This window comes from Psychrosphaera sp. 1_MG-2023 (assembly GCF_030548245.1).
GTDB classification, from domain to species: Bacteria; Pseudomonadota; Gammaproteobacteria; order Enterobacterales; family Alteromonadaceae; genus Psychrosphaera; species Psychrosphaera algicola.
Window position 1 is genome coordinate 187,952 of sequence record NZ_JAUORW010000003.1, and the last position, 22,983, is coordinate 210,934.

20 protein-coding genes and 1 tRNA gene are annotated in these 22,983 nt (G+C 39.3%); 13 read left to right on the forward strand and 8 right to left on the reverse strand.

Annotated features, from left to right (window positions below):
- Positions 1-4: 4 nt before the first annotated feature.
- Positions 5-265, forward strand: coding sequence for a 30S ribosomal protein S20 (gene rpsT / locus Q4575_RS03740; protein ID WP_215962241.1), 261 nt, complete (start codon positions 5-7; stop codon positions 263-265).
- A gap of 203 nt (positions 266-468) precedes the next feature.
- Here rpsT and Q4575_RS03745 read toward each other — a convergent pair whose 3' ends face one another.
- From Q4575_RS03745 to recR, 5 genes are all read right to left on the reverse strand, one after another.
- A complete protein-coding gene (locus Q4575_RS03745; RefSeq protein WP_215962242.1) occupies positions 469-864 on the reverse strand; it encodes an MAPEG family protein in 396 nt (131 codons plus the stop codon).
- A gap of 192 nt (positions 865-1,056) precedes the next feature.
- On the reverse strand, positions 1,057-1,539 hold the full coding sequence (locus Q4575_RS03750; protein WP_215962243.1) for a DUF1993 family protein: 483 nt from the start codon (positions 1,537-1,539) through the stop codon (positions 1,057-1,059).
- A gap of 90 nt (positions 1,540-1,629) precedes the next feature.
- On the reverse strand, positions 1,630-2,274 hold the full coding sequence (gene adk / locus Q4575_RS03755) for an adenylate kinase (RefSeq protein ID WP_215962244.1): 645 nt from the start codon (positions 2,272-2,274) through the stop codon (positions 1,630-1,632).
- Positions 2,275-2,805: 531 nt separating this feature from the next.
- Positions 2,806-4,734 carry a molecular chaperone HtpG gene (htpG, locus tag Q4575_RS03760; RefSeq protein ID WP_215962245.1) on the reverse strand — a complete coding sequence of 643 codons (1,929 nt, stop codon included), beginning with the start codon at positions 4,732-4,734 and terminating at the stop codon, positions 2,806-2,808.
- Between the two features lie 144 nt (positions 4,735-4,878).
- Positions 4,879-5,475 carry a recombination mediator RecR gene (gene recR / locus Q4575_RS03765; RefSeq protein ID WP_215962246.1) on the reverse strand — a complete coding sequence of 199 codons (597 nt, stop codon included), beginning with the start codon at positions 5,473-5,475 and terminating at the stop codon, positions 4,879-4,881.
- A 288-nt stretch (positions 5,476-5,763) separates the two neighbouring features.
- Between recR and Q4575_RS03770 the strand changes: the two genes are divergently transcribed.
- On the forward strand, positions 5,764-6,585 hold the full coding sequence (locus Q4575_RS03770) for a hypothetical protein (protein WP_303521356.1): 822 nt from the start codon (positions 5,764-5,766) through the stop codon (positions 6,583-6,585).
- Positions 6,586-6,693: 108 nt separating this feature from the next.
- Here Q4575_RS03770 and Q4575_RS03775 read toward each other — a convergent pair whose 3' ends face one another.
- Positions 6,694-8,739 carry an ATP-dependent DNA helicase RecQ gene (locus tag Q4575_RS03775; protein ID WP_215962248.1) on the reverse strand — a complete coding sequence of 682 codons (2,046 nt, stop codon included), beginning with the start codon at positions 8,737-8,739 and terminating at the stop codon, positions 6,694-6,696.
- Between the two features lie 268 nt (positions 8,740-9,007).
- On the opposite strand from Q4575_RS03775, the gene purE reads away from it, so the two are divergent.
- The 8 genes from purE to Q4575_RS03815 all read left to right on the forward strand — a co-directional run bounded on the left by purE (position 9,008) and on the right by Q4575_RS03815 (position 18,418).
- A complete protein-coding gene (gene purE / locus Q4575_RS03780; protein WP_215962249.1) occupies positions 9,008-9,493 on the forward strand; it encodes a 5-(carboxyamino)imidazole ribonucleotide mutase in 486 nt (161 codons plus the stop codon).
- A 75-nt stretch (positions 9,494-9,568) separates the two neighbouring features.
- Positions 9,569-10,741: a 5-(carboxyamino)imidazole ribonucleotide synthase gene (locus Q4575_RS03785; RefSeq protein WP_215962250.1), complete on the forward strand. Its 1,173-nt coding sequence runs from the start codon at positions 9,569-9,571 to the stop codon at positions 10,739-10,741.
- A 305-nt stretch (positions 10,742-11,046) separates the two neighbouring features.
- On the forward strand, positions 11,047-11,658 hold the full coding sequence (locus Q4575_RS03790; RefSeq protein ID WP_272180011.1) for a carbonic anhydrase: 612 nt from the start codon (positions 11,047-11,049) through the stop codon (positions 11,656-11,658).
- A gap of 37 nt (positions 11,659-11,695) precedes the next feature.
- Positions 11,696-12,643 (forward strand): 23S rRNA (adenine(1618)-N(6))-methyltransferase RlmF, encoded by a 948-nt coding sequence (gene rlmF / locus Q4575_RS03795; RefSeq protein WP_215962252.1) that lies wholly within the window; start codon positions 11,696-11,698, stop codon positions 12,641-12,643.
- A gap of 37 nt (positions 12,644-12,680) precedes the next feature.
- The gene (gene pulA / locus Q4575_RS03800) at positions 12,681-15,458 is read left to right on the forward strand and encodes a pullulanase-type alpha-1,6-glucosidase (RefSeq protein ID WP_303521357.1); all 2,778 of its coding nucleotides are present in this window, start codon (positions 12,681-12,683) and stop codon (positions 15,456-15,458) included.
- Between the two features lie 150 nt (positions 15,459-15,608).
- Positions 15,609-15,685, forward strand: a tRNA-Pro gene (locus Q4575_RS03805).
- A gap of 340 nt (positions 15,686-16,025) precedes the next feature.
- A complete protein-coding gene (locus Q4575_RS03810) occupies positions 16,026-17,144 on the forward strand; it encodes an HD domain-containing phosphohydrolase (RefSeq protein WP_303521358.1) in 1,119 nt (372 codons plus the stop codon).
- A gap of 350 nt (positions 17,145-17,494) precedes the next feature.
- Positions 17,495-18,418 carry an AEC family transporter gene (locus tag Q4575_RS03815; RefSeq protein WP_215962255.1) on the forward strand — a complete coding sequence of 308 codons (924 nt, stop codon included), beginning with the start codon at positions 17,495-17,497 and terminating at the stop codon, positions 18,416-18,418.
- A 28-nt stretch (positions 18,419-18,446) separates the two neighbouring features.
- Here Q4575_RS03815 and Q4575_RS03820 read toward each other — a convergent pair whose 3' ends face one another.
- The gene (locus Q4575_RS03820; protein WP_215962256.1) at positions 18,447-18,944 is read right to left on the reverse strand and encodes an NYN domain-containing protein; all 498 of its coding nucleotides are present in this window, start codon (positions 18,942-18,944) and stop codon (positions 18,447-18,449) included.
- Positions 18,945-19,023: 79 nt separating this feature from the next.
- Positions 19,024-19,368, reverse strand: a complete 345-nt coding sequence (locus Q4575_RS03825) for a hypothetical protein (protein ID WP_303521359.1) — start codon at positions 19,366-19,368, stop codon at positions 19,024-19,026.
- A 214-nt stretch (positions 19,369-19,582) separates the two neighbouring features.
- On the opposite strand from Q4575_RS03825, the gene Q4575_RS03830 reads away from it, so the two are divergent.
- From Q4575_RS03830 to Q4575_RS03840, 3 genes are read left to right on the forward strand one after another with little or no spacing between them, the layout of a single operon-like run.
- Positions 19,583-20,554 (forward strand): MbnP family copper-binding protein, encoded by a 972-nt coding sequence (locus Q4575_RS03830; protein WP_303521360.1) that lies wholly within the window; start codon positions 19,583-19,585, stop codon positions 20,552-20,554.
- Positions 20,555-20,594: 40 nt separating this feature from the next.
- The gene (locus Q4575_RS03835) at positions 20,595-21,776 is read left to right on the forward strand and encodes an MbnH family di-heme enzyme (RefSeq protein WP_303521361.1); all 1,182 of its coding nucleotides are present in this window, start codon (positions 20,595-20,597) and stop codon (positions 21,774-21,776) included.
- Complete coding sequence (locus Q4575_RS03840; protein WP_303521362.1) at positions 21,773-22,957, forward strand: hypothetical protein; 1,185 nt, start codon at positions 21,773-21,775, stop codon at positions 22,955-22,957. Before Q4575_RS03835 ends, Q4575_RS03840 begins: the two co-directional genes overlap by 4 nt.
- Positions 22,958-22,983 lie beyond the last annotated feature (26 nt).

Sequence of the window (22,983 nt, forward strand, 5' to 3'; positions counted from 1 at the left end):
AGTCTTGGCTAACATTAAGTCTGCTAAAAAACGTGTTATAACTTCTGAGAAGTCTCGCCAACACAATGCGAGTCGTCGTTCTATGATGCGTACGTACATGAAAAGAGTTGTTGCAGCTATTGAAGCTGGTCAGAAAGAAACTGCAGTTGAAGCATTCACAGCTTTAGTTCCAGTTTTAGATCGTTATGCAACTAAAGGTCTTATTCACAAAAACAAAGCTGCTCGTCATAAGAGCCGCTTTAATGCTCAAATTAAAGCTCTTTAAATAAAGACTTTTAATTTTCGCAATTTTGTGAATTTTAAAAATCCGGAATGGTTCGCCACTCCGGATTTTTTGTGTCTGTAATTCAGCCAATCAATGTTTAAAAGCGCCGTTAATCCGTCACGATAGGTGATAAACCCTTTTCAGAAAAATGATTTATCACTGTAACCTGTCCGCGTTTTTACAACAATGCAATCAATTACAATTCAATAAACCATCGCTATGTTTAAGCCAGCCGCTACTAACATCATAGTATATGTCAGGATCCCGCCGACAAAACGTGGAACCGAAGTCCCTGCACTTTTACCTAACCCCAGCGCATGAAACAAGCGACCAATTAGCAAACTTAATCCCAATAAGTGCATTAGCCAACTTTCAGTTTGATTTAATTCAAGTAGCAACATTAATAACAGTGCTAATGGCACATATTCCGCAAAGTTGCCGTGTACTCGAATAGCACGATGAAGTTCATTTTGCTTGCCATGACCAATACCCACTTGGTATTTACGTCGCATTAAAATGATCCGAAATGACAGCACTACGTACACAAATGCCAGTAATCCCGCGTAAAACGATGTAAATTGAATAAGCTCCAACTGCATAAAATGTCCAAATTAGTTATTTAAAAATTGATGATCTAAGATAAACGAATAACGTTATTGTTGGAATCTATAAACAAATACATTCCAACTTTCTTATCATATCTGATTAATCTCTATATCGCCTCTCTACTACGACAAGAAACAATTTAGCTAACCACTAAATTTGTCACTGAATCGCTCCAGTTGAAATAGTTAATAAAAACTAAAGCCAACTGGGTAGCTATGTAGTCCGTCAAAATCACCTTTACTCAAAGCAACACCATGACTGCGGGCAATTGCATAAGCCATACTCGAATGGAAGTAACAATTTGGTAGGATATATTTGAGAACAAAATCTAATGGCGGTAATGAAATTTCGGAAAAACCTGCTTTTTCTGAAATATCACTCTGTAACTCCCAACCTAGCGGTAACTCCTCAACGGACAAGGCCAACATGCAATGGTCAATTTTTTCCAGGCACATTTGTTTTCCTATTCCGTTTAGAGCTAAATCGGCAACCGGTTTACCGACTAAAGGCAACATACCACGTAAAGTAAAATTAGCTGCAATTTGAACTTGTGCACCTAAAGGCGCCATGTCAGGGGCAAGTGATTGTTCAAACAAGGGGGCAGGTATCTTAGAAACAACAGATTTTAGATTCACCAATACATTAATTAATATCGATTTAACGTCCATATACAATTCCTGCAAAGCTACATTATTAAATATTTACCATCAAAAAAGCCCGCATAAAATGCAGGCTTTTCATATTAAACAACAGTGTTATTAACCAAGGATGTTAGCTAACTCAGCGCTTACCGCATCAACGTCTTGTGTCCCGTCGATTGTCGCAAACTTAGTGTTTCCAGCGTCTGCTTCTGCTTTGTAATACGCTACTAACGGTTGAGTTTGCTCATGATAAACACCTAAGCGTTTACGTACGGTTTCAACTTCATCGTCAGGGCGGATGACTAAATCATCACCAGTTTCGTTATCTTTACCTTCGACTTTTGGCGGGTTATATACCAAGTGGTATACACGGCCAGAGCCAGGATGAACTCGACGACCACTCATACGGTTAACGATAACCTCATCTGGTACATCAAACTCAAGACAATAATCAACAGCTACGCCGTTTTCTTTCATTGCATCGGCTTGCGGAATAGTACGAGGGAAACCATCTAACAAAAACCCATTTTCGCAATCGGCTTTTGAAATGCGCTCTTTAACTAATCCAATAATAAGATCGTCAGACACTAGCTGTCCCGCATCCATTACTTTTTTAGCTTCAAGCCCCAACTCAGTGCCTTCTTTTATTGCAGCACGCAACATGTCACCCGTAGAAATTTGCGGGATACCATATTTATTCATTAAGAATTGTGCTTGTGTCCCCTTACCAGCGCCCGGTGCGCCTAACAGAATAATCCGCATGGAATATAACCTCAGATAAAATTAAGAAACTTTTATATTGCGCGCATATTGTCATATTCCAAAACCGATAACAACCCACCCCCCTATGGGTTTAGACCAAAGTCGAATGAATATTAAGCCATTGATTATATTTTTTCGAACGGTCTTTAAACCTTGAGCTATAAAGCATGAGTAAATAAATTTGACGCTAGGCGTTAGTAATATTCACGGTTCCCTGTCTCTGTATGGCAATTTAAATTGACGCTATCCGTCTAACTTTTTCACACAAAAGCACAGTGACTCAATTTATAATGAAATAGTTTTAGGATTTAACAGTTTGGTAATAATCGTGAAAAACATAGACCTTGTTTACGTTTAAATATGAAAAATAAATAGGTTTCTTACCAAAATTTCACCCAGTCAAAAATCTAATAGAAATGCGTCATTCGAAATAGGTTTTGCTCTAAAATGCCTTAACGTGTTGTTGCTTTAAATACCAAAATTGCAATAAAAAAGGGAGCCTAAGCTCCCTTCCCTAATTTAATATTGGCATTATTTAGTTAATGACAACATTAGGCTATTCATGCGTTTTACAAAAGTACTTGGGTCACTAATAGTGCCGCGCTCTGCAAGTGTTGCTTGGTCTAATAACACTTCAACCCACTGCTTAAACTGCGCTTCATCCTGCACTTGGTCAATATGCTTCACTAATTCGTGCTCCATATTCACTTCAAATACTGGTTTAACGTCTGGCACAGGCTGTCCCATTTGTTTCATCAAATCAATCATTTGAGGGCTCATATCTGAGTTCCCTGTAACGATACACGCCGGTGAATCTGTTAAGCGATGTGAAACCTTAACTTCTTTAACTCGGTCGCTGATAACGCCTTGGAAACGCTCAATTGAAGTCGCAAATTCTTTATCTGCATCTTCCTGCGCTTTTTTCGCTTCTTCGTCTTCTAAGTCACCTAAATCAAGATCACCGCGAGTGACTGAAACAAGCTGTTTACCATCAAATTCAGTTAAGTGAGACATCAACCACTCGTCAATGCGGTCATACATAAGTACAACTTCAATGCCTTTCTTACGGAATATTTCAAGTGCTGGGTTATTCGCAGCTGCTTCGTATGTGTCCGCAACTAAGTAATAAATCTTGTCTTGGCCTTCTTTTGCACGCTCAAGGTATTCTGGGAAAGAAACACTTTGAGTCCCATCTTCATTATGAGTAGATGCAAAACGCAATAATTTGGCGATTGCTTCTTTGTTCCCCATATCCTCAGCCGGACCTTCTTTCAGAACCTGACCAAATTCATCCCAAAACATTTGATAATTTTCTTTATCATTTTTACCCATGCGATCTAACATTTTCAAAACGCGAGTAGTACAACCCTTACGTAACGTCTGGGTAACTTTGTTGTCTTGTAAAATTTCGCGCGATACGTTTAATGGCAAATCATTTGAGTCAACTAGACCCTTTACAAAACGTAAGTACGTTGGCATAAACTGCTCAGCGTCATCCATGATAAATACACGTTGAACGTATAATTTAAGACCACGTTGTTTATCACGATTCCACAAATCGAATGGGGCTTTTTTAGGAATATAAAGTAATGAAGTATATTCGCTCTTACCTTCAACTTTATTATGAGCCCACGTTAGCGGGTCTTCAAAGTCATGACTGATATGTTTGTAAAACTCTTGATACTCAGCGTCTTCAAGCTCTGATTTATCGCGAGTCCAAAGCGCATCCGCTTTGTTGATAACTTCCCATTCACCCTCAACGGCTTCAATTTTTTCGCCATCTTCACCTTCAGATTCAGGCGTACCTTCTTTCCACATCTCAACCGGTGTTGCGATATGATCAGAGTATTTTTTAATGATAGAACGAAGTTTAAAGTCGCTAGCAAATTCTTTTTCTTCGTCGCTTAGGAAAAGCGTAATTTCAGTACCGCGAGTCGATTTTTCAATTTGTTCAATTGTATAATCGCCTTCGCCTTCACTTGTCCATTCAACCCCTTGAGATACATCGTCACCAGCTTTACGAGAACGTACAACAACTTTTTTAGCTACGATAAATGCAGAGTAGAAACCAACACCAAATTGACCAATCAATTGTGAATCTTTCGCTTGGTCACCAGTCAGGTTTTTGAAGAAGTCTGCGGTGCCAGATTTAGCAATCGTACCTAAATGCTCTGTCGCATCGTCAGCATTCATACCAATGCCGTTATCTTCTATCGTTACCGTGTTCTTTTCTTCATCAAAAGATACGCGAATTTTCAATTCACCGTCATTTTCATACAACGCGTTATTTGAAAGTGCTGCAAAACGAAGTTTGTCAGATGCATCCGCCGCGTTTGAAATAAGTTCACGTAAGAAGATCTCTTTATTTGAATATAAAGAGTGGATCATCAGTTGTAATAGTTGTTTTACTTCGGTTTGAAAACCGTGGGTTTGTTTACCTTGAGTGGCCGCTTCCGACATAGTCAAGTCTCCTGTTTGCTTGTACAAATAAAATTAACTGGAGTGTAAATAGGTACAAAAGGAGATAATTCAAGGGTATTGGAAAACTTTAACCAACCTAAATTTAAATCAAAGGCTGGTTAATGTTGATATTCTATACGGTAATTAAAGTAATTGACGTCCCATCAAAGCATGACTAATGGTTGTGTTGTCGACCATTTCAAGTTCACCGCCAACCGGTATCCCATGAGCGATACGGCTTATCGGCAAATTAAGACCACGACAAATATCCACAATAAAATGTGCGGTTGCTTCTCCCTCAACACTCGGGTTCAATGCCAAAATCACTTCTTTATATCCATGTGTCTCAAGTTGTTTTTGTAATTCAAATAGCCCCAACTCGGACGGCCCAACCCCATCAATTGGCGATAAACAGCCATGTAATACAAAATAACGTCCAGAATATTGACCACTTTGCTCAACGGCTAACAAATTCGCCGCTGTTTCAACAACACAAATTGATTCTGCTTCTAGTCGTTTGGGATTATTACAGAGCTCGCATATATCATGCTCAGTATAATCGCGACATGACTGACATTGACCAATATCAACCATTGCTTTCGCTAACGTTTGGGCTAAATCGGCACCGGCCTGTCTTTTACGTTGTAAAAGATGATAAGCCATTCTTTGGGCCGTTTTATTACCAACGCCAGGTAAACACTGCAGCTGGTCGATCAATAAATCCAATAAGGAATTCCGCATTTCACTTCTCTCAAAAAATCAAACGTATACAGCTTGATGAATAATAACGTGACGATTAGTTGCAATGATACAACGTGTTTTCCTTAACCCCAACTCAACTTTTAGCTAAGTACGTATTTCTATCTCAAGAACAAATATTTCAAATTATTTAGTATTGGATACAAACAGTTGGTTCATCCAGATTTAGAAGGATGACAACACGAAGTTTTGTTTGTTATTTTAACAATAGGTTTTTTTTGAAATCTGCATTAATATTAAATTTACCTACCGCAAATTGTTAAGATTATGGTGAACAAAAAAATTGCAGTATTTTTTACTATCATCAATCTACTTTGGCTACCGACAAGTTCGCTAGCTGAAATTAAGACGGTTGGTCCACAATCGAGTCATGACGCAAGTCATGATTATTTTATCAGCCTATTGAAATTGGCACTTGCCGAATCAGGACACAGTGACACATTAAAAATCATCGACCACCAAGGTGAAGCAAGGGCGTTGCAGCTGCTGCGAGATACCGACTTGTACGACATTTTGTGGACAGGTCAAAGCATTGAACGTGATAAAATGTTGCTTAAAATTCCAGTTCCGTTGTTTTTAGGTGGATTAGGGATCCGAGGCTCTATTATAAAAAAAGACTTCCTTAATGCCTTCAACCAAACAAAACATATCGTCCAATTAAAAAAATACATTGCATGCCAAGGTCACCACTGGCCGGATGCCAACAAACTAGAAGCCGTTGGGATAAACGTGATCCACGTTATTAACTTTGATTCTATGATGAAGATGGTCAGTTTAGGGCGTTGCGACTTTTTACCGCTCAGCATCTTCGAAGGTGAAGGCGAGTTGTTAAAAGTAAAAGAAATGTACCCAAACCTTACATTTAGTACCAAAGTTTTATTTCATTATGATCAAAAAATGTATTTCTACGTAAAAAGTTCAAATCCAGAATTAGCGCAACAAGTTCAATCGGGATTAAAAGCCATGATCGATAGCGGAAGATTTTTGCAATTTATGCAGAATCATCCCCTCACTAAATCGGCATTTCCTTTGTCTAAATATGCAGAGTCTACAAAATTCCCATTAGATGATTCAGAACTGACCCTTTTCTAATCAACAACGCTAAACCAACTGTTAAATCTCACACCTAAAACACACATCTAATCTTATCAAACAACACGTCGGTAATTACCATAACGCTATTTGGTTACTAACACCGCTTTAGTCAGACAAAATGAGTCTTGAAATCGACAATATTTCCGAAAACGAATTATTTTCCAACCGTGCAAAGTTGTCTATTTTTCTAGCTTTAAGCCGAGTGAATAAAGGCACGCTAATGCCACACAAAAATTTAGTCAGAAGTTCCGCCGACGGTAACTTAAATTGATCTGCCTGGTAGCTTGTTAAAAATGGTTTACTCAATTCTTTTAATGTTTCACTAGAAGGTAAATCCGGGGTTGAACATTGAGGATAATGCACAATGTTTCCATGACATACACTGCAATGACCACAATGACTTGGCGCTGCTTTATCACCAAAATATAACGACAATTGATTACTCAAACATTGTGGACGTTCAAATAACTTCAACATGTTGTGGATCCGAGCCACTTCGACATCCTGCTTTTGTACAAAGGTATCGGTGAGTTCTTTTGCGACTTTGGCGACAAAAAACGTGTTATCAGAAACATCGAACACTTCTGTCATTTGTTTTGCTTCGAGCTCAACCCAACCTTTATCTGAAAAATACTCCAATGCCGTTATCACTCGGCCTCGTTGGGCTCCGTTACCATTGTGATTGTATTGTTCAAAAATATTATCAAAGTTAAGTTGCCACCAGATTTTTTTCTTGTCTGACGCGTCAAAAATAGCGCGTACAAATTCAAGACGTTCGCCATTAAACGCAGCTTCAATGACATCCATTGCCACCAGCAATTTAAAACGATACTCCGCAAAATAACTGTACTTCGGCTTAATAATGCCGCGCATTTCAAGGTAAACCATAAGCGTCTTTAAACTCAATTGACGAATATTACACTCCTGGGACAATCGATAAAGCTGCACATGCCACTCGTTTAACGGTTCCGTGTTAGATTGGCTTTGTATGTCTTGCAGCACAAAGTGAATATCCTGCAGTTCAGGTGTATCGCCATATACAAAATTTTCTAATACATTCAAACGTTCTTTGTTTACTATAGTTAAACAATCAGAGACGTTACCGTCGCGCCCGGCACGACCAATTTCCTGAGAATAGTTTTCAATTGATTTAGGTAAATCAAAATGGATAACATTTCGAATATTCGATTTATCCACCCCCATTCCAAATGCAATGGTCGCGACGATAATATCGACTTTATCGTCCATAAATGCATTTTGAATAGTGCTTCGTAAGTCACTGGCTAAACCGGCATGATATGCAACAGCGTTAAAGCCATCGTGTTTTAATTTAGTTGCTAAATCTTCCGCGTTTTTCTGCAAAGTAACATAAATAATTGTCGGACACGCATGAGAGCCCTGTGCACCCATTACGTTATTGGCGGCTGAATTATTGGCGTCAGCCTCACGATATTGATTCGCTATTGGCTTAAATCGTGCGGATTTAGATAAATAATCAACAATAAAATCGTACTTTTGCGCTTCGGGCATGGCTTTAATATTAAGATGCAAATTTGGCCGATAAAAACCCGTTGTTTGTATGTCCTGTGGTGCGATATTAAATTTATTTGCCATGTCTTCTATTACAACGGGAGTGGCCGTTGCGGTGAGCAGTAACGTTTGAGTAATGCCAAACTCAGCTTGGTAAGATGGTAACTTCAAATAGTCAGGCCTAAAATTATGACCCCATTCCGAAATACAATGAGCTTCGTCTATTACAAGTAACGAAATAGGAATGTTTTTAATGGATTGCCTAAAACGTTCATTTTTAAAACGCTCTACCGCCACCATTAATACTTTTGTTTTTCCAGCACGCAGGTCGGCCCAAATTGCCTTAGTTTCATTAAAAGTTAAACTTGAGTCTAATGCGGCGGCGGGGATATGTTTAGATTGTAAGAATGACAATTGATCCTTCATTAATGCCACCAGCGGTGAAACCACTAAGGTTAAATTAGGTAACATTAGTGCCGGTAATTGATAACAAAGTGACTTACCGGATCCAGTAGGAAATATAGCAGCTGCAGAGCGGCCACTAAGTACCGATTTAACAGTTTCTTCCTGCCCTTTTCGAAAAGAGTCAAATCCAAAATATTGTTTTAATTGCGCCTGCATACTAACCACTTTATCACTGTATTTTTAGACAGTATAACCTGTTGACAATAAATTTCACGATTGATTAGGTACAGTTTTATTAGAATAGAACAAACAATCGACTATTTACGAAAATCAAAGATGATCCTATTCTTTGATTTTGGTAGAATGCGCGGCTTTAGTTATTAGCGGTATTACTAACCTACCTCTAATGAAAATAATCGAAGCAAATAATGTTAATAAATGCTGACTAAGCATTTATTCCATTTACGTAAATACGGCGGATGAAATGAAACGAGTAGCAATTGTTATGGGTTCACAATCAGATGGACCAACGATGAAACATGCAGCAGAAATGCTTGACCAATTTGGCATTGAATACCATGCCCAAGTAGTGTCTGCACACCGTACTCCGCACTTATTACAAGAATTTGCAGAAACTGCCGAAGAAAAAGGTTACCAAGTCATTATAGCTGGTGCGGGTGGGGCTGCTCATTTACCTGGCATGATTGCCGCGTTCACACACATCCCAGTGTTAGGTGTCCCGGTTAAGTCGAGTAAATTAAGTGGTGTCGACTCACTCTATTCAATCGTGCAAATGCCAAAAGGTGTTGCAGTAGGCACGTTAGCTATTGGTGAAGCCGGTGCCGGGAACGCGGGTTTATTAGCAGCGCAAATCATTGGTTTAAATGACCCGGCAGTTACGGAAAAAGTAAAAGCGTTCCGCATTGCGCAAACTAAAGATGTATTAGAAAACCACAAACTCGACTTTTAATTCGAGTTTACCTATCAGGTGGTGGCTCGCGTCTCCACCTATAATTAGATCCTTTTAAATTAAAGCGACACAACAATGACCCATAAATTTTCAGGCAATGCAGATTATTTAAATAATGGTAACGACCTCGTTGTCGTATTAGGTCACGGGCAACTTGCTCGCATGATGTATTTAGCCGCAAGTCAGCTAGGCATTAATATTATTGCTGTAGACGCAGACAGGTTATGTTGTGTTAATCCTGTCGACAAAACTGTATTAGCAGTTGATGTTGAAACGGCTTTTGCTCACTGCATTGCAATCACGTCAGAATTTGAACACCTACCTAAAGAATTGTTGGCGACTGCGCAGGCAACCGGAAAATTGCGTCCAGGGGCAAATTCTATTGCTGCCGGTGCTGATAGAATTGTCGAGAAGCAACTATTAAGCTCACTTTCGATACCAAACTGCACACACCGTATTATCCACTCGGTAGATGATTTAACTGAAGCCTATAAAACATTAGGTCCAAAAGTCATCTTAAAAACGAGCCGTGACGGTTATGATGGATATGGTCAATGGCGTATATTTTCAGAACGTGATTTTGCATCGATAAGCAACGAGCTGAGCACTTTTGATTTTGGCCACATGCCACTTATCGCAGAGCAATGCATTGAATTTGAAAGAGAAATCTCATTACTAGGTATTACCGACATCAAAGGTAAACATCACTATTATCCTTTGACCGAGAATCATCACGGTGATGGTCAACTTGTTTTGTCATTAGCGCCTGCGCCAAATAACAGTGACGAATTGCAAAACAAAGCGCAACAAATTCATCAAAGCATCGCCAATGAATTAAATTATGTTGGCGTGCTAGCCATCGAGTTATTCCAAGTTGGTGATACATTATTGGTAAATGAAATTGCCCCAAGAGTGCATAATTCAGGTCACTGGACACAACAAGGTTGCCAGGTAAGCCAGTTTGAAAACCACATTCGAGCGGTTGCAGGTTTAACTGTGACAGGCACAACAACCGACAAACAGGTGGCCATGGTCAATTATGTTGGTGAAGCAAAACCAAGTAAAACGCTACAGGCCATCGAAAACACCCACTTACATTGGTACGACAAATCAGTTCGTGCAAAACGTAAAATGGGTCACATCAATGTTGTGGCTAATACAGTTACTGAGTTACAAACAACTTTGAAACAGGTAAAAAGCCAATTACCAGAATCTCTCGCTAAAAATTTAGCAAAGGTTGTCGACTAAAAAGCAAATTGGGTGAACAGATCGCGGTTTGTTCGCCCGTTTTTAATGACTGTCATAATCCATCCATTTTTAATAATACATACTGATTAATATCTGTTTTTATACCCCATAATTGCAGCACAGTTACCATTTACCTCTTCTTTAATTAAGTGAATAAAATCAAAGAATTCAAATTAACAGCTAAGACCACTTTAACAAATTTCCAAACTTTGTTTATTAGCCATCGATTTCCCTATATCCTTAGCGCTCGCAGAATCACAACAAAAATAACCTGTGAATAGAGACTGAAAATAGGAACTAAATAAATGCCGAAGTTTATTGATGGGCTCAAACGATTCCAACAAGAAGTATACCCAATGCATAAAGCGCGTTTTGAGAAACTTGCTGATTACCAAAACCCAGAAGTATTGTTTATTACCTGTTCGGACTCAAGGATTGATCCTAACTTAATTACTCAAAGTAACCCCGGAGAACTGTTTATCTGCCGAAACGCAGGTAACATAGTACCGCCACATTCAAATGAAACGGGTGGAATGACCGCTTCAATTGAATATGCAGTGTCAGTATTAGGTGTAAAACATATTGTGATCTGTGGTCACAGTAATTGTGGAGCAATGACAGCTGCGATGCAGCCCGAAACCGTTAAAAATTTACCCCATGTAAAAATTTGGTTAGATCATTGCCGAGCGGCTAAAGAAGCAGTTGAACATCAACATAATGATTGTTTAGGGGATCACCATTTAGACGAAGTCACTAAACAAAACGTTGTCTTGCAACTGCGTCACTTATCTACCCACCCTGCGGTCTTTACTAAGTTATACAGTAACGAATTACAACTACATGGTTGGGTATATGACATAAAGTCAGGTAAAATCGAAGTTTATAATAGAGACAGTAAAGAGTTTTCTGAACTTTAACTATCATTAGTTAACCCAACTAAAATTAAGTGATACCTTGCAAAAATCAAAGCTTCATCCTAGAAATCGACACACATCTGAAAATGGTGTCGGTTACGATTTCACTGAGCTGTGTAAGGTAAACCCAACCTTAACATCGTATTTAAAGACAAACCCTAAAGGGATTGCTACGATCAATTTTGCTGACGATATCGCAGTAAAAGAGCTTAATAAGTCTCTTTTATTATCGATGTACGGTTTAGTCGCTTGGGATTTACCAGAACAATTTTTATGCCCGCCTATCCCAGGGCGTGCAGATTACATTCATTATTTGGCGGACCTAATTCAAACGTCCACCAAAATTAAAAAAATCGTTAATCGCAAAATCAAAGGCTTAGACATAGGTACTGGGGCGAATCTCGTATATCCCATTATTGGTAACCACGAATACCAATGGCAGTTTGTCGGTACTGACATCGACCCTGATTCTATCAATTGGGCAAAACAATTATCACAATTTAACCCAAAGCTTAAATCAGCATTAAAATTACGTATGCAAACGAATTCATTGCATGTTTTAGACGGTATTATTAAACAAAATGATAGGTTTACGTTTAGCATGTGTAATCCGCCTTTTCATTCATCTCAAGAAGAAGCGGAACAAGGTTCAAAACGAAAAATACAAAATCTGAACAAAGGTAAAAACACTAGTTCAAAAGATTTGAAGCTCAACTTCGGCGGCCGCAGTAATGAACTATGGTGTGAAGGCGGTGAGATTAGTTTTGTCCAAAATATGGTAAGGGAAAGTCAACAATTTGGATCACAAGTACTGTGGTTTACATCGCTGATTTCAAAAAAACAAAACCTTCCTGCCATATACACAGCATTAAATCAGGTAAAAGCAGTCCAGGTAAAAACAGTCGACATGGCGCAAGGCAATAAAGTAAGCCGATTTGTCGCGTGGAGTTTTTTGACGTCGGAGCAACATAAACATTGGTTCGACTAATTAAGCCGCTGCCTCACCTTTAACAGGGAACAAACGCATGTTTAATTTATTAACCAAAGTAATTGTTGTTTTAACCGTTATAACAACAACCTATTCTATTTCTGGCTGTACACAAAAAGAGTCAAATTCAAGCTCTATTGATTCAGCCAAATTTGCCAATGACGCCCATTGGCTCGAAGCAAATATCATTGCTTTAGACTCTCCTACTAACGTAAAACAAGTCACATTACATTCTACGTTAATTGACGGCATGGAAGTAACGACAATTTTCAGAGCTGTCAAATTTCCTGCGCGACTTAGTGAAAAGTTTCCGCATCTAAGTCACCTCAATGCTTTTGAATCAAAGGAACTTCCTGACGTTAAACGCCTTCTAAAAAGTAAAAATCGAGTCATCTATACGCCACAAGGCAGCTCGCAGCAAACCACCAAGTTGCAGCAATACGGCGCGATTGACCACCTTTATACCGCGTCTTTTGATGATGCCGACGAGATAAACGATTTTGGCGCATCAGTACTCCCTAAAGAGGTTCAATTTAAGCTTTGGGCACCAACAGCTGTGTCTGTTAATGTATTGCTTTTTGATAAAAACAAACAGCCACTAACTCCTGCAAAACTGGCGATGGTCGAAGATAACAAAACAGGCACTTGGGCAATAAAAGGTCCCGCTTCTTTGATATCACAGTATTATCAATACCAGCTGACTTTATTTCATCCGGCCACCGACCAATTTGAAACCGTTACCGTAACTGACCCTTACAGCTTAAGTTTGTCACGAAATAGTAAGTACAGCCAAATTGTCGATTTAACTTCTGTTGCAACTAAGCCCCTTGGTTGGGATTCACACTCCATTCCAACAGTGGAAGCACCAGAAGATCTTATTTTGTATGAAACCCATATTAAAGATTTTAGCGCCTCAGATACGGCACTAAGCAACAACTTGTTTAAAGGTAAATATAAGGCATTTTCAGAAACCGATAGCTTTGGGATGATACATTTAGCCATGCTTAAAGAAGCCGGGTTAAATACCATTCACCTCTTACCCACGTATGACTTATCAACAATTAATGAAGACCCAAGCATTGCTATTAGCCTAGACGACTCTATGACTAAGGTGTGCCAACAATTTCCTGAGTTGAGTGCTTGTTTAAACTTGGAGACAAATGAGACTCTGCGCCAGAAGTTACAAAGTTACGATCCAAGAACCGGTGACGCACAAGCGCTCGTTGAGAAAATTCGTGGAAATGACGACTACAACTGGGGTTATGACCCATTCCACTATACTGTACCAGAGGGAAGTTACGCGGTGGATCCTGAGGGTATTAATCGAATTGTTGAATTTAGAGAAATGGTGCAAAGCCTTCACTCCAAAGGTTTTAGAGTCATCATGGACGTTGTATACAATCACACATTTGCATCTGGATTAGCTGAAAAATCGGTTCTAGATAAAGTTGTGCCGGGTTACTACCATCGCCTCAATATCAAAACAGGCGCAATTGAACAATCGACCTGTTGTGACAATAGTGCAACTGAACATGCCATGATGGCTAAACTAATGAAAGATTCATTGGTGGTTTGGGCAAGAGATTACAAAATTGACGGCTTCCGTTTTGATTTGATGGGACACCAACCAAAATCAGCGATGTTGGAAAGCCGCAAAGCCGTTCAACAAGTTGACTCTGATACTTACTTTTATGGTGAAGGCTGGAATTTTGGTGAAGTTGGCAACAACGCCCAATTTGTTCAAGCAAGTCAGCAAGAACTCAGTGGCACAGAAATTGGCACATTTACCGACCGTCTGCGAGATGCAATACGTGGCGGTAATTTTCAAACGAACGCAGAGAAACTCCGCTTTGATCAGGGAATTGGTAATGGCTTGTATGTTGTACCAAACGAAATGCAAAGAGGAAACAATCAACAAGCTCATTATAATAACTCGATGGACATCGTTCGTTTAGGGCTAGCTGCGAATTTAAAGACGTTTAGCTTCAATGACATTAACGGGCAACTTATTGCTGGCACTAACGTTCTATACGGCGGTAATCCTGCGGGTTATGCGTCAGACCCTGCTGATACGATTAATTATGTTTCAAAACATGATAATCAAACATTGTGGGACAATCATCAATATAGACTGCCGTTTAATATGACAAGTGATGATAGGGTAAGGATTCAATCTCAGTCGTTGTCATACGCTCTGTTAGCGCAAGGTATACCGTTTTTACATATGGGATCTGAATTGCTCCGCTCTAAAGCTTTTTTGCGCGACAGCTACGATTACGGCGATTGGTTTAATAAAGTTGATTTTAGTTACCAAACAAACAACTACGACGTGGGATTACCGCCTGCGGAAAAAGATCAAGATAATTGGCCAATTATTTCGAAAATCTTAGATAAAAACGGCAACAATGACGATGTAAGCCCCGCTCAAATTGAACGTAGTGCTAACATATTTGCGGACTTTATCAGGATCAGAACCAGTTCTGCGCTATTCCGATTGAGAACAGCGGAGCAAATAAATCAAAATGTGCAATTTATGAATACTGGCCCACAACATGTTGCTGGTTTAATTGTCATGAAAATAAACGACGTAAATGTGGGTGACACAACAAAAGGTCAACTAGACCCTAACTATGACTCCATTGTTGTGATTTTTAACAATAACGCGACGAGCCAAAAAATATCGATTCCTCAGGCAAATAAGTACAAGTTACATCCGGTACAACGCAATGGCTTTGACGATATTGTCAAACAAACACACATTGCCGATACAACAGTAACAATACCCGCCTATACAACTGCCGTACTTGTCAGATAATCGCCAGAAAGAATAACAGCTAAGCCTAGGGTTGGGCTTGGCTTTTATTGCTTCGCCAATCGACCATTAATTAGCCGAACAAAACATTAGTATAATTAACAGGTTGCAATTCAGCCGCAGTTTTATATTATCCCCTGCGTACACTAGTGTCGGACTGTAGCGCAGCTTGGTAGCGCACTGTCATGGGGTGTCAGGGGTCGCCAGTTCGAATCTGGCCAGTCCGACCAATTTTAAAGGCTTTCAGAGCATCTCTGAATTTGCCGCCCACTCATTCAGTTATTCTTTTATCCGTTATAAATTAAAATTGGTGAAGCGGATCCATTTTATCTTATAGAAAATACGGATCAATTGAGTTGATTTGTTTTAGTCTTAGCTTCAACTCTACCTTCGCTCTAATTATTGCCTATTAATTAAACACTCCTTGACGTAAATCTAAAAAGTGTCGACTATTTTTCCTTTCTATTTGATGTATATCAACAAAAACAACGTCTTTTAAATCTACTGCCATTAATCAACTATACTTAGCTCTATTCACGGATTTATCATTGATTTACTGGCAAGGGAACTATGGAAAACCGACTCAATACGTTTTTATCTCAAACATTTTTAACCAAGAATGAAGCTGCCCAGGAATTTTTGGAAATCTTTATTGGGGTTACAAACAGTATCTATGGTTACATTCACTTTATTGATGAAAATGTCGATAACTTTAGCTTAACGGTTTGGTCAAAATCAGTTATTTCAAAAATGGAAAATGGGTATAAAAAGTTCAGCTATTTACCCAATGTAGGCCCTTGGTCAGAGTCAATTAAAGTCAAAAAAGTATTACGAATGCCGAATAAGGACCAAAAATATTATCAGTCATTTTTTCCACACCCCTTAGACGAAATTGCTGAATATATATGTTTCCCTCTCATTATTGAAAGCAAAGTCATTGCCGTAATTGGCGCCGCAAGCGAAAATCATTATAACTCTGAAACAGTCGCCAACATTTCAAAGATATTTAGAAAAAACGTTCGCAAACTTCGTCGTAAATTTGAAACTGCAGAAGATCATTATCTCGACCTTAAAGCAAATTTCCAGTCACTTTCCAACGATACAATTTTAGTTGAAATGTTAATGGCCATTTCAAATGCCCTTGAACTCAGAGACGCTTATACAACCCACCATCAGAAAAATGTTGCCCATATAAGTGAGCAAATTGCGATAGAGCTTGGATTAAAGGCCGATCGAGTTTTTGGCCTTAGAATTGGCGCGTTAATTCATGACTTAGGTAAAATCGTAATTCCATCACAATTACTGAACAAAAGTGGCAAAATAGAACAAGCGGAATTTGAATATTTAAAATTGCATGCAGAAAAAGGTGCATTTATTTTGAAAGATGCCCATTTCCCATGGCCCATTCAAAAAATGGTAGGCCAGCATCATGAGCGATTAGATGGTTCAGGTTATCCGTTAGGACTAAAAGAAAACGAAATCATTCTGGAAGCAAAAATAATTGCAGTAGCAGATACATACGATGCAATGGCAAATGATCGACCTTATCGAGAACGCCCCGGCATTGCAAAAGCAATTGCAACACTCCAAGCCGGGCGAATGACAAAGTATGACCCTTATGTTTTGGATGCTTTTATTTCCTGCTTTGAACGAGACCCAACATTCGGTGGTCGTTATAAATTAGATTAACACGTGGCAATTGCGTACTGTATCGCATTTTGCCAAACTCCTAGTTCATTTTATTCAAATGGAGCTTTTTAAAATAACACGGTTTAAACCTCATGACAGATCCCCACAATAACGAAAATCGAAAATCGAAAGTCGTATTTTGCGTGTCAACCAATCGGCGCCAATCATCCTTGATTTAAAAGATCAACTATCCAAAAAAAGCTAAGTAAAAACTACTTTTAGAAGCTGTTGAAAAGCCTATAATGAATTGCTTTGCAAATCGTTATCGCCAAACGCCATTGTCTCAATTGGTATAATAGACGGTCAAAGCGTAAGAGACATTTTTTGGATAACTCAACCTTAGGAATTTCATGAATTTAGAATTGGTCATTGGTGCTTTTGAAATCACACTTCCTATTTTGTTTATTTTACTGTTAGGTGGTTGGTTTAAACATAAAACATGGATCAGTGATGGCTTTGTCTCTTCTGGTAATACCCTCGTTTTCAACATCAGTTTGCCTTGTTTACTTTATTTAAATGTTTCTCAAAATTCGATTTCGACAAACCTCAATTTACCGCTCATCGGATTTGCCATCGTAGCGACAATTGTGACTGTGGTCGTCGTTTGGCTGTTTTACCGTAAGCAACCCGACGCCGGCCAACGTGGCGTACTAGCGCAATGTGCATACCGAGGAAATATGGCTATCATAGGCTTGGCGTTGTGTGAGCGTGCTTTAGGACAAGATATTTTAGGGAAGGCTGCAATTTACCTCGCCTTTCTAACCATTTTATATAATCTGATCGCAGTTGTTTTATTGACGACATTTAATCGAAAAATTTTATTTACCATCGCTAAAAATCCATTAATTATTTCAATTGTTCTCGGCCTTATCAGCTCGTCTAGTGAAATACATCCACCGCAGGTGGTCATCACATCAATGGCGTACTTAGGTAAACTTACACTGCCCCTCGCTTTATTGTGTTTAGGAGCGAGTTTACAGTGGCAAAGCTTTAAGCAAAATCATAGAGATGCGATTGCTATTACGTTTCTTAAACTGATATTAATTCCGCTCTTAACGATGTGGGCCGCGATTCCTTTTGGCTTTGATAAAACGGATACGACATTACTGTTTTTTATGGTCTCTGCACCCACTGCAGTTGCAGCTTACGTCATGGCCAATAAAATGACATCCCATGGGGCACTCTCTGCCGAGATCGTCGCGCTTTCAACGTTAGTGAGTCCATTTACAATAGCGATTGGTTACTACTTATTAAAAGTATTTGGCATGGCCTAAATCGAATCCTTGTATGCCAGCTTAATATTCAACATAAGTGTGTGGGTAATATAGGGGTGTACTTATCAACACTTCTTATTAGTAAATTTGCCGTTAAGGCCTCTACACCATAAACTTGCGTGTGAACCTTATAACGCCCCTTAATCGTGGTCATGAGGAGTTCAAAGTCTCCGTCACCAGATAATAAAATAACGGTATCAACTTGTGGTGCGGCATCCATGACATCTATTGTGATCCCTACATCCCAATCCCCTTTCGCGCTGCCGTCTTTTCGTTGGATATAAGGCTTTAGTTTCACGTCAAAGCCTATATGCCTCAGGGCATCTTGAAACTTCTTTTGGCCATCATTTTCACTCGCAATGGCATACGCATATGCATTTTTGATTTCGCCTTGGTACGACAGTGTCTGCCAAAACTTACGGTAATCAAACGATTTCCCAAAGGCTTGTTTGGTCGTGTAATAGATGTTTTGTACATCAACAAATATTGCAATTTTTCCTAAATTTTCCTGACCCGTTTTTGCCATGATGTTATAAATGCCCTATTTTAATGTTGTGATGTTTGCTGTTTAGGATAATGCTAAGAAAGATCTAATAATTTGATGTTTATCGGTCTTCGGTATCTTCATTTTTCTGACTACGACTTTTTCTTAAAATTGCAGGTTCGTCAAAATAGCTCACATTATTTTGAAGCACAGCGTTACGGCGCTTTTCTAATCTATTTTTTCGACACAAAATCGTCTCTCCAAATACATCGATATGAGCTTGTTCTAAAAGAATTTTTCCTTCGTCATTTGAAATAAGGTTCATAAATTCCCCAGCCGCAATAAACCCTTCAACTCGATGTTTCTGTTTCTCAATTTCATTACCCGCTTTGGACGATTGATACAATGCGAATAGTCGTTGATAAACTTCCTTTTTAAAAACATCAGAACTAACTATCACGTTCATATTTTTACCCCAAATCACAGTTCCGTATCTGTTAGAAATGCTATCAATATAACAAAACTACATAAACTAAACAGCTGCACAAAAGCAACATTAATAAAGGTGCGACAATTTGTCACATTGAGTGGCCTTATAAAAAAAATTATAGTAACAACATAAGCTTGAGTTCGACATTTTAATGTACTCACCTAGTGTAACTTCAAAGGAAAAGATGAAAATGCGTCATAAATTTAAATCGACTTTATTCACCATAGCCACGATGGCGTTGTTATCAGGTTGCAGCAGCGACAGTGGTACCGAAGACGAATTAACCATGACCCCATTTACAATTAATTTCTCTGCAATGAGCGGCGACCAAAACGTAGATTGTGACGCTATGGTATCGGGTTTTGGCAATGAGGGACATTATTCAATTGGTGTTAGTGACCTCCGTTTTTATGTAAGTAATATTGAGCTATTTGACCAATATGGTGAAAAGATTGAAGCATCTTTTGATAGCAATGAGTTTCAACTCAATCATGACTTAGGATTTGTAGGCCTTGTTGACCTCACAAGTAATAGTTCGGGTAAGTGCACATCTGACGCGATTCCTAATAGTGAAGGTACCGCACGGACCAATAATGTTATGACAGGTAAAATGATTGATACTGGCGTTAACAAAATCACCTTTGATATTGGCGTTCCTCAAGCCATCATGAAAGAAGTTATCGCAACACAAAGTGCAGAAGACGCCCCATCACCATTAAACGAGATGTACTGGTCATGGGCTTCGGGCTATCGTCACTTTGTAATGAACTTTGCTATCGAGAGCATGATGGGAAATACCGGTGAAGGTTATATACACATTGGCAGTAGAGGGTGTGGCGACGACAGTTTACTTGCTTTAGAAAACAAAGAAAAATGCGACTTTGTTAACACTCCTAAAGTTGAGATCACAGATTTTGAACCTAATATGGACACTGTTGTCATTCGTATCGATAAATTACTAGACCAACTAAGCTTTGCCCCAGCAATGAGCAGTCATGGCGACCATACCGCCGACACTGAAATGATGGATAGCCCTTCAGTTACTTGCCACTCTGCAAGTCCCGAAATGCAACCAGACTGTGCGGCAATTTTTCAAAACCTTGGACTATCTACCGATGATGGTAGCAGTTCGAGCGACACTAACCAAGTTGTCCAACACTAGTTTTCCTCCGGGGCATATGCCCCTTTTTTTTAAGGTTTTTATGATCCGTTTTTTCACATTAGTCTGTGGCTTAGCCTTACTTTCAGGGTGTGAATTTGATTCAAACTCAACATTTACCAATACAGATGATGCTCAATCTTTGCGCAGTTTATTAGATCTACCCGATCACATGCCCTTACCTGCTATTCCAGATTACAACCCACTGACCCAAGAAAAAATTACCTTAGGTCGTTTTCTATTTTACGATACTAAGTTATCCGCTAATCAAACCCAATCTTGTGCGTCGTGCCATGAACAAGGAAGAGCATTTGCTGATGGATTGACTGCCCCCTTAGGCTCTAGTGGGCACCAACTCGTTCGCAACAGTCAAGGTCTTGGTAACGTGGTTTATCATTCGACATTGACCTGGAGCAACAATGGTTTTTTTGAACTTGAAGAGCAGCTCAATGTGCCTATTCGTGCTGATAACCCAATTGAACTTGGCGTTACCGACGCCGTATTGCCAGACGTGTTAACGCGTTTTCAACAAGACCCAGATTATCAAACGATGTTCAATCTCGCCTTTCCGGATACATCGAGTGACAAAAGTAACATTACAATGAACAAGATCATCTTTGCCCTTGCTAGCTTTGTTCGGACGATGATAAGCGCATCCAGTCCTTATGATAAGTACTTATTAGGTGATAAATCAGCTCTGACACAGCAACAAATCAGAGGGTTTCAACTTTTTAATGGCGAGAAGTTTGAGTGTTTTCACTGTCATTCAGGTGTCAACTTTTCATCATCTTATCGTGATGCAAATACGGCTTTAGATGCCCTACAATTTCCTTTCTTTAATAACGGTCTATACAACGTCGGCGGCGATGGAAGTTACCCAGATGAAGATCAGGGATTATATGACCTAACATTAAACCCTATTCATAAAGGGCTATTTCGGCCACAAAGTCTGCGTAATATCGCATTAACCGGTCCTTATATGCACGATGGCAGCATTGCTAGTTTACGAGGCGTGATTGAACATTATGCCCGAGGCGGCAGTATTACGTTAACAGGCAAAAATGCCGGAGATGGCAGAGTAAGCCCTTTAAAGTCTGGATTAATACAAGGTTTTGATGCAACAGAAGAAGAAATTGATGCCGTCATTGCTTTTTTAGAATCGCTGACTGACGACAAGTTTATTTCCAACCCACGATTTTCAAATCCATTTACCGAGCAAAGATGAAACAACTTAATCTTACCACGCTATTCACGCTACCATTGTTGGCATTTTGTAGCTATGCACATGAATCAGGTGTCGACGAAACCCCAACGCACTTAACGCTAAAAACGGCAATGAGCTTTCAAAACAAGGCCACGACCGATGAAGTGTGGATGATCCCAGGCCTACTGATGGGAGGTGAATCAACCCCTAGACTAAAAGGTGCTGCAATAGATGATACCCAATTAACGGGTAAATTAGTTTTAGAAGATCAAGTCAGCGTCCATGGCAAAATTGGATTCCATCAACATGCTGGCGAGGGAGAGCTATCGCTAGAGGAGCTTTGGTTTAATAAAATTTTTCAATTGAACCATAGTCGATTGGATGTCGAAATTGGCTTAATGGCAACCGACATCACATCAACGGCAAACCATCATGCTTCACAAAGTCAATTTAATACTAAACCACTTTTGGCTCAGACATTTTTTGGCGGACATCATAAAGACACCGGCGTAAAGTCAAAATATTACTGGCACAAATTTCAATTTGGATTAGAAGTTTGGAATGGCGACAGTTGGCCCTATACAAGCTCAGAAGGCAGCAAAGCACTTTACCTAACCTACCAAGACACAATTATATCTATCGACGCTCAATCCGGTTTGTGGTATTCACAGGGCTCGGCACTTTCACGACAAGACTTGAGATATAGCTCAGATCATAATCACTCAAATTCGACAACGTTAAATACACCTGAGAACTATTTTACCGGTGATATAGAAATGCTTGGCGGTTTTTTAAAATTCACAAAATCATATTCAAACGCCCTACTTTTAATGACTGAATTTGAAATAATCGAAAGTCGGCAAAGCGGCGTATTTTCAGACACCTCGCAAAGTGCAAAGGTAAAATTACAACAAACTGGATATCGTGGTTTATTTGGTCTTCAATGGCAAAATCACAGCTTAGTGGCACAACATGAAATGTTAGTGGTAAATAATCAGTTTAAAAATACAACGACCGCATTTATTGAACAACAGGGGTTGTATAATAAGAACTTTGAACCTAAACAGACAACAATAACGTACAACTGGCAGTGGCAAAACAAGGTTACGTTTAGGCTTGAGACGAGTTATGACCAGACAATGATAAACTCTACACAGCAAGTTTGGTCTGTCGGTTTCACTTGGCAACATAACCTGCTATAAAAGTGTTCACATTTATCTCCTTTAAA

Coding starts and splice junctions, on each gene's coding strand:
- Q4575_RS03745 (WP_215962242.1), bottom strand. CDS start 864: ATGCAGTTGGAGCTTATTCAATTTACATCGTTTTACGCGGGATTACTG.
- Q4575_RS03750 (WP_215962243.1), bottom strand. CDS start 1,539: ATGGACGTTAAATCGATATTAATTAATGTATTGGTGAATCTAAAATCT.
- adk (WP_215962244.1), bottom strand. CDS start 2,274: ATGCGGATTATTCTGTTAGGCGCACCGGGCGCTGGTAAGGGGACACAA.
- htpG (WP_215962245.1), bottom strand. CDS start 4,734: ATGTCGGAAGCGGCCACTCAAGGTAAACAAACCCACGGTTTTCAAACC.
- recR (WP_215962246.1), bottom strand. CDS start 5,475: ATGCGGAATTCCTTATTGGATTTATTGATCGACCAGCTGCAGTGTTTA.
- Q4575_RS03775 (WP_215962248.1), bottom strand. CDS start 8,739: ATGCAGGCGCAATTAAAACAATATTTTGGATTTGACTCTTTTCGAAAA.
- purE (WP_215962249.1), top strand. CDS start 9,008: ATGAAACGAGTAGCAATTGTTATGGGTTCACAATCAGATGGACCAACG.
- Q4575_RS03785 (WP_215962250.1), top strand. CDS start 9,569: ATGACCCATAAATTTTCAGGCAATGCAGATTATTTAAATAATGGTAAC.
- Q4575_RS03790 (WP_272180011.1), top strand. CDS start 11,047: ATGCCGAAGTTTATTGATGGGCTCAAACGATTCCAACAAGAAGTATAC.
- pulA (WP_303521357.1), top strand. CDS start 12,681: ATGTTTAATTTATTAACCAAAGTAATTGTTGTTTTAACCGTTATAACA.
- Q4575_RS03810 (WP_303521358.1), top strand. CDS start 16,026: ATGGAAAACCGACTCAATACGTTTTTATCTCAAACATTTTTAACCAAG.
- Q4575_RS03815 (WP_215962255.1), top strand. CDS start 17,495: ATGAATTTAGAATTGGTCATTGGTGCTTTTGAAATCACACTTCCTATT.
- Q4575_RS03820 (WP_215962256.1), bottom strand. CDS start 18,944: ATGGCAAAAACGGGTCAGGAAAATTTAGGAAAAATTGCAATATTTGTT.
- Q4575_RS03825 (WP_303521359.1), bottom strand. CDS start 19,368: ATGAACGTGATAGTTAGTTCTGATGTTTTTAAAAAGGAAGTTTATCAA.
- Q4575_RS03830 (WP_303521360.1), top strand. CDS start 19,583: ATGCGTCATAAATTTAAATCGACTTTATTCACCATAGCCACGATGGCG.
- Q4575_RS03835 (WP_303521361.1), top strand. CDS start 20,595: ATGATCCGTTTTTTCACATTAGTCTGTGGCTTAGCCTTACTTTCAGGG.
- Q4575_RS03840 (WP_303521362.1), top strand. CDS start 21,773: ATGAAACAACTTAATCTTACCACGCTATTCACGCTACCATTGTTGGCA.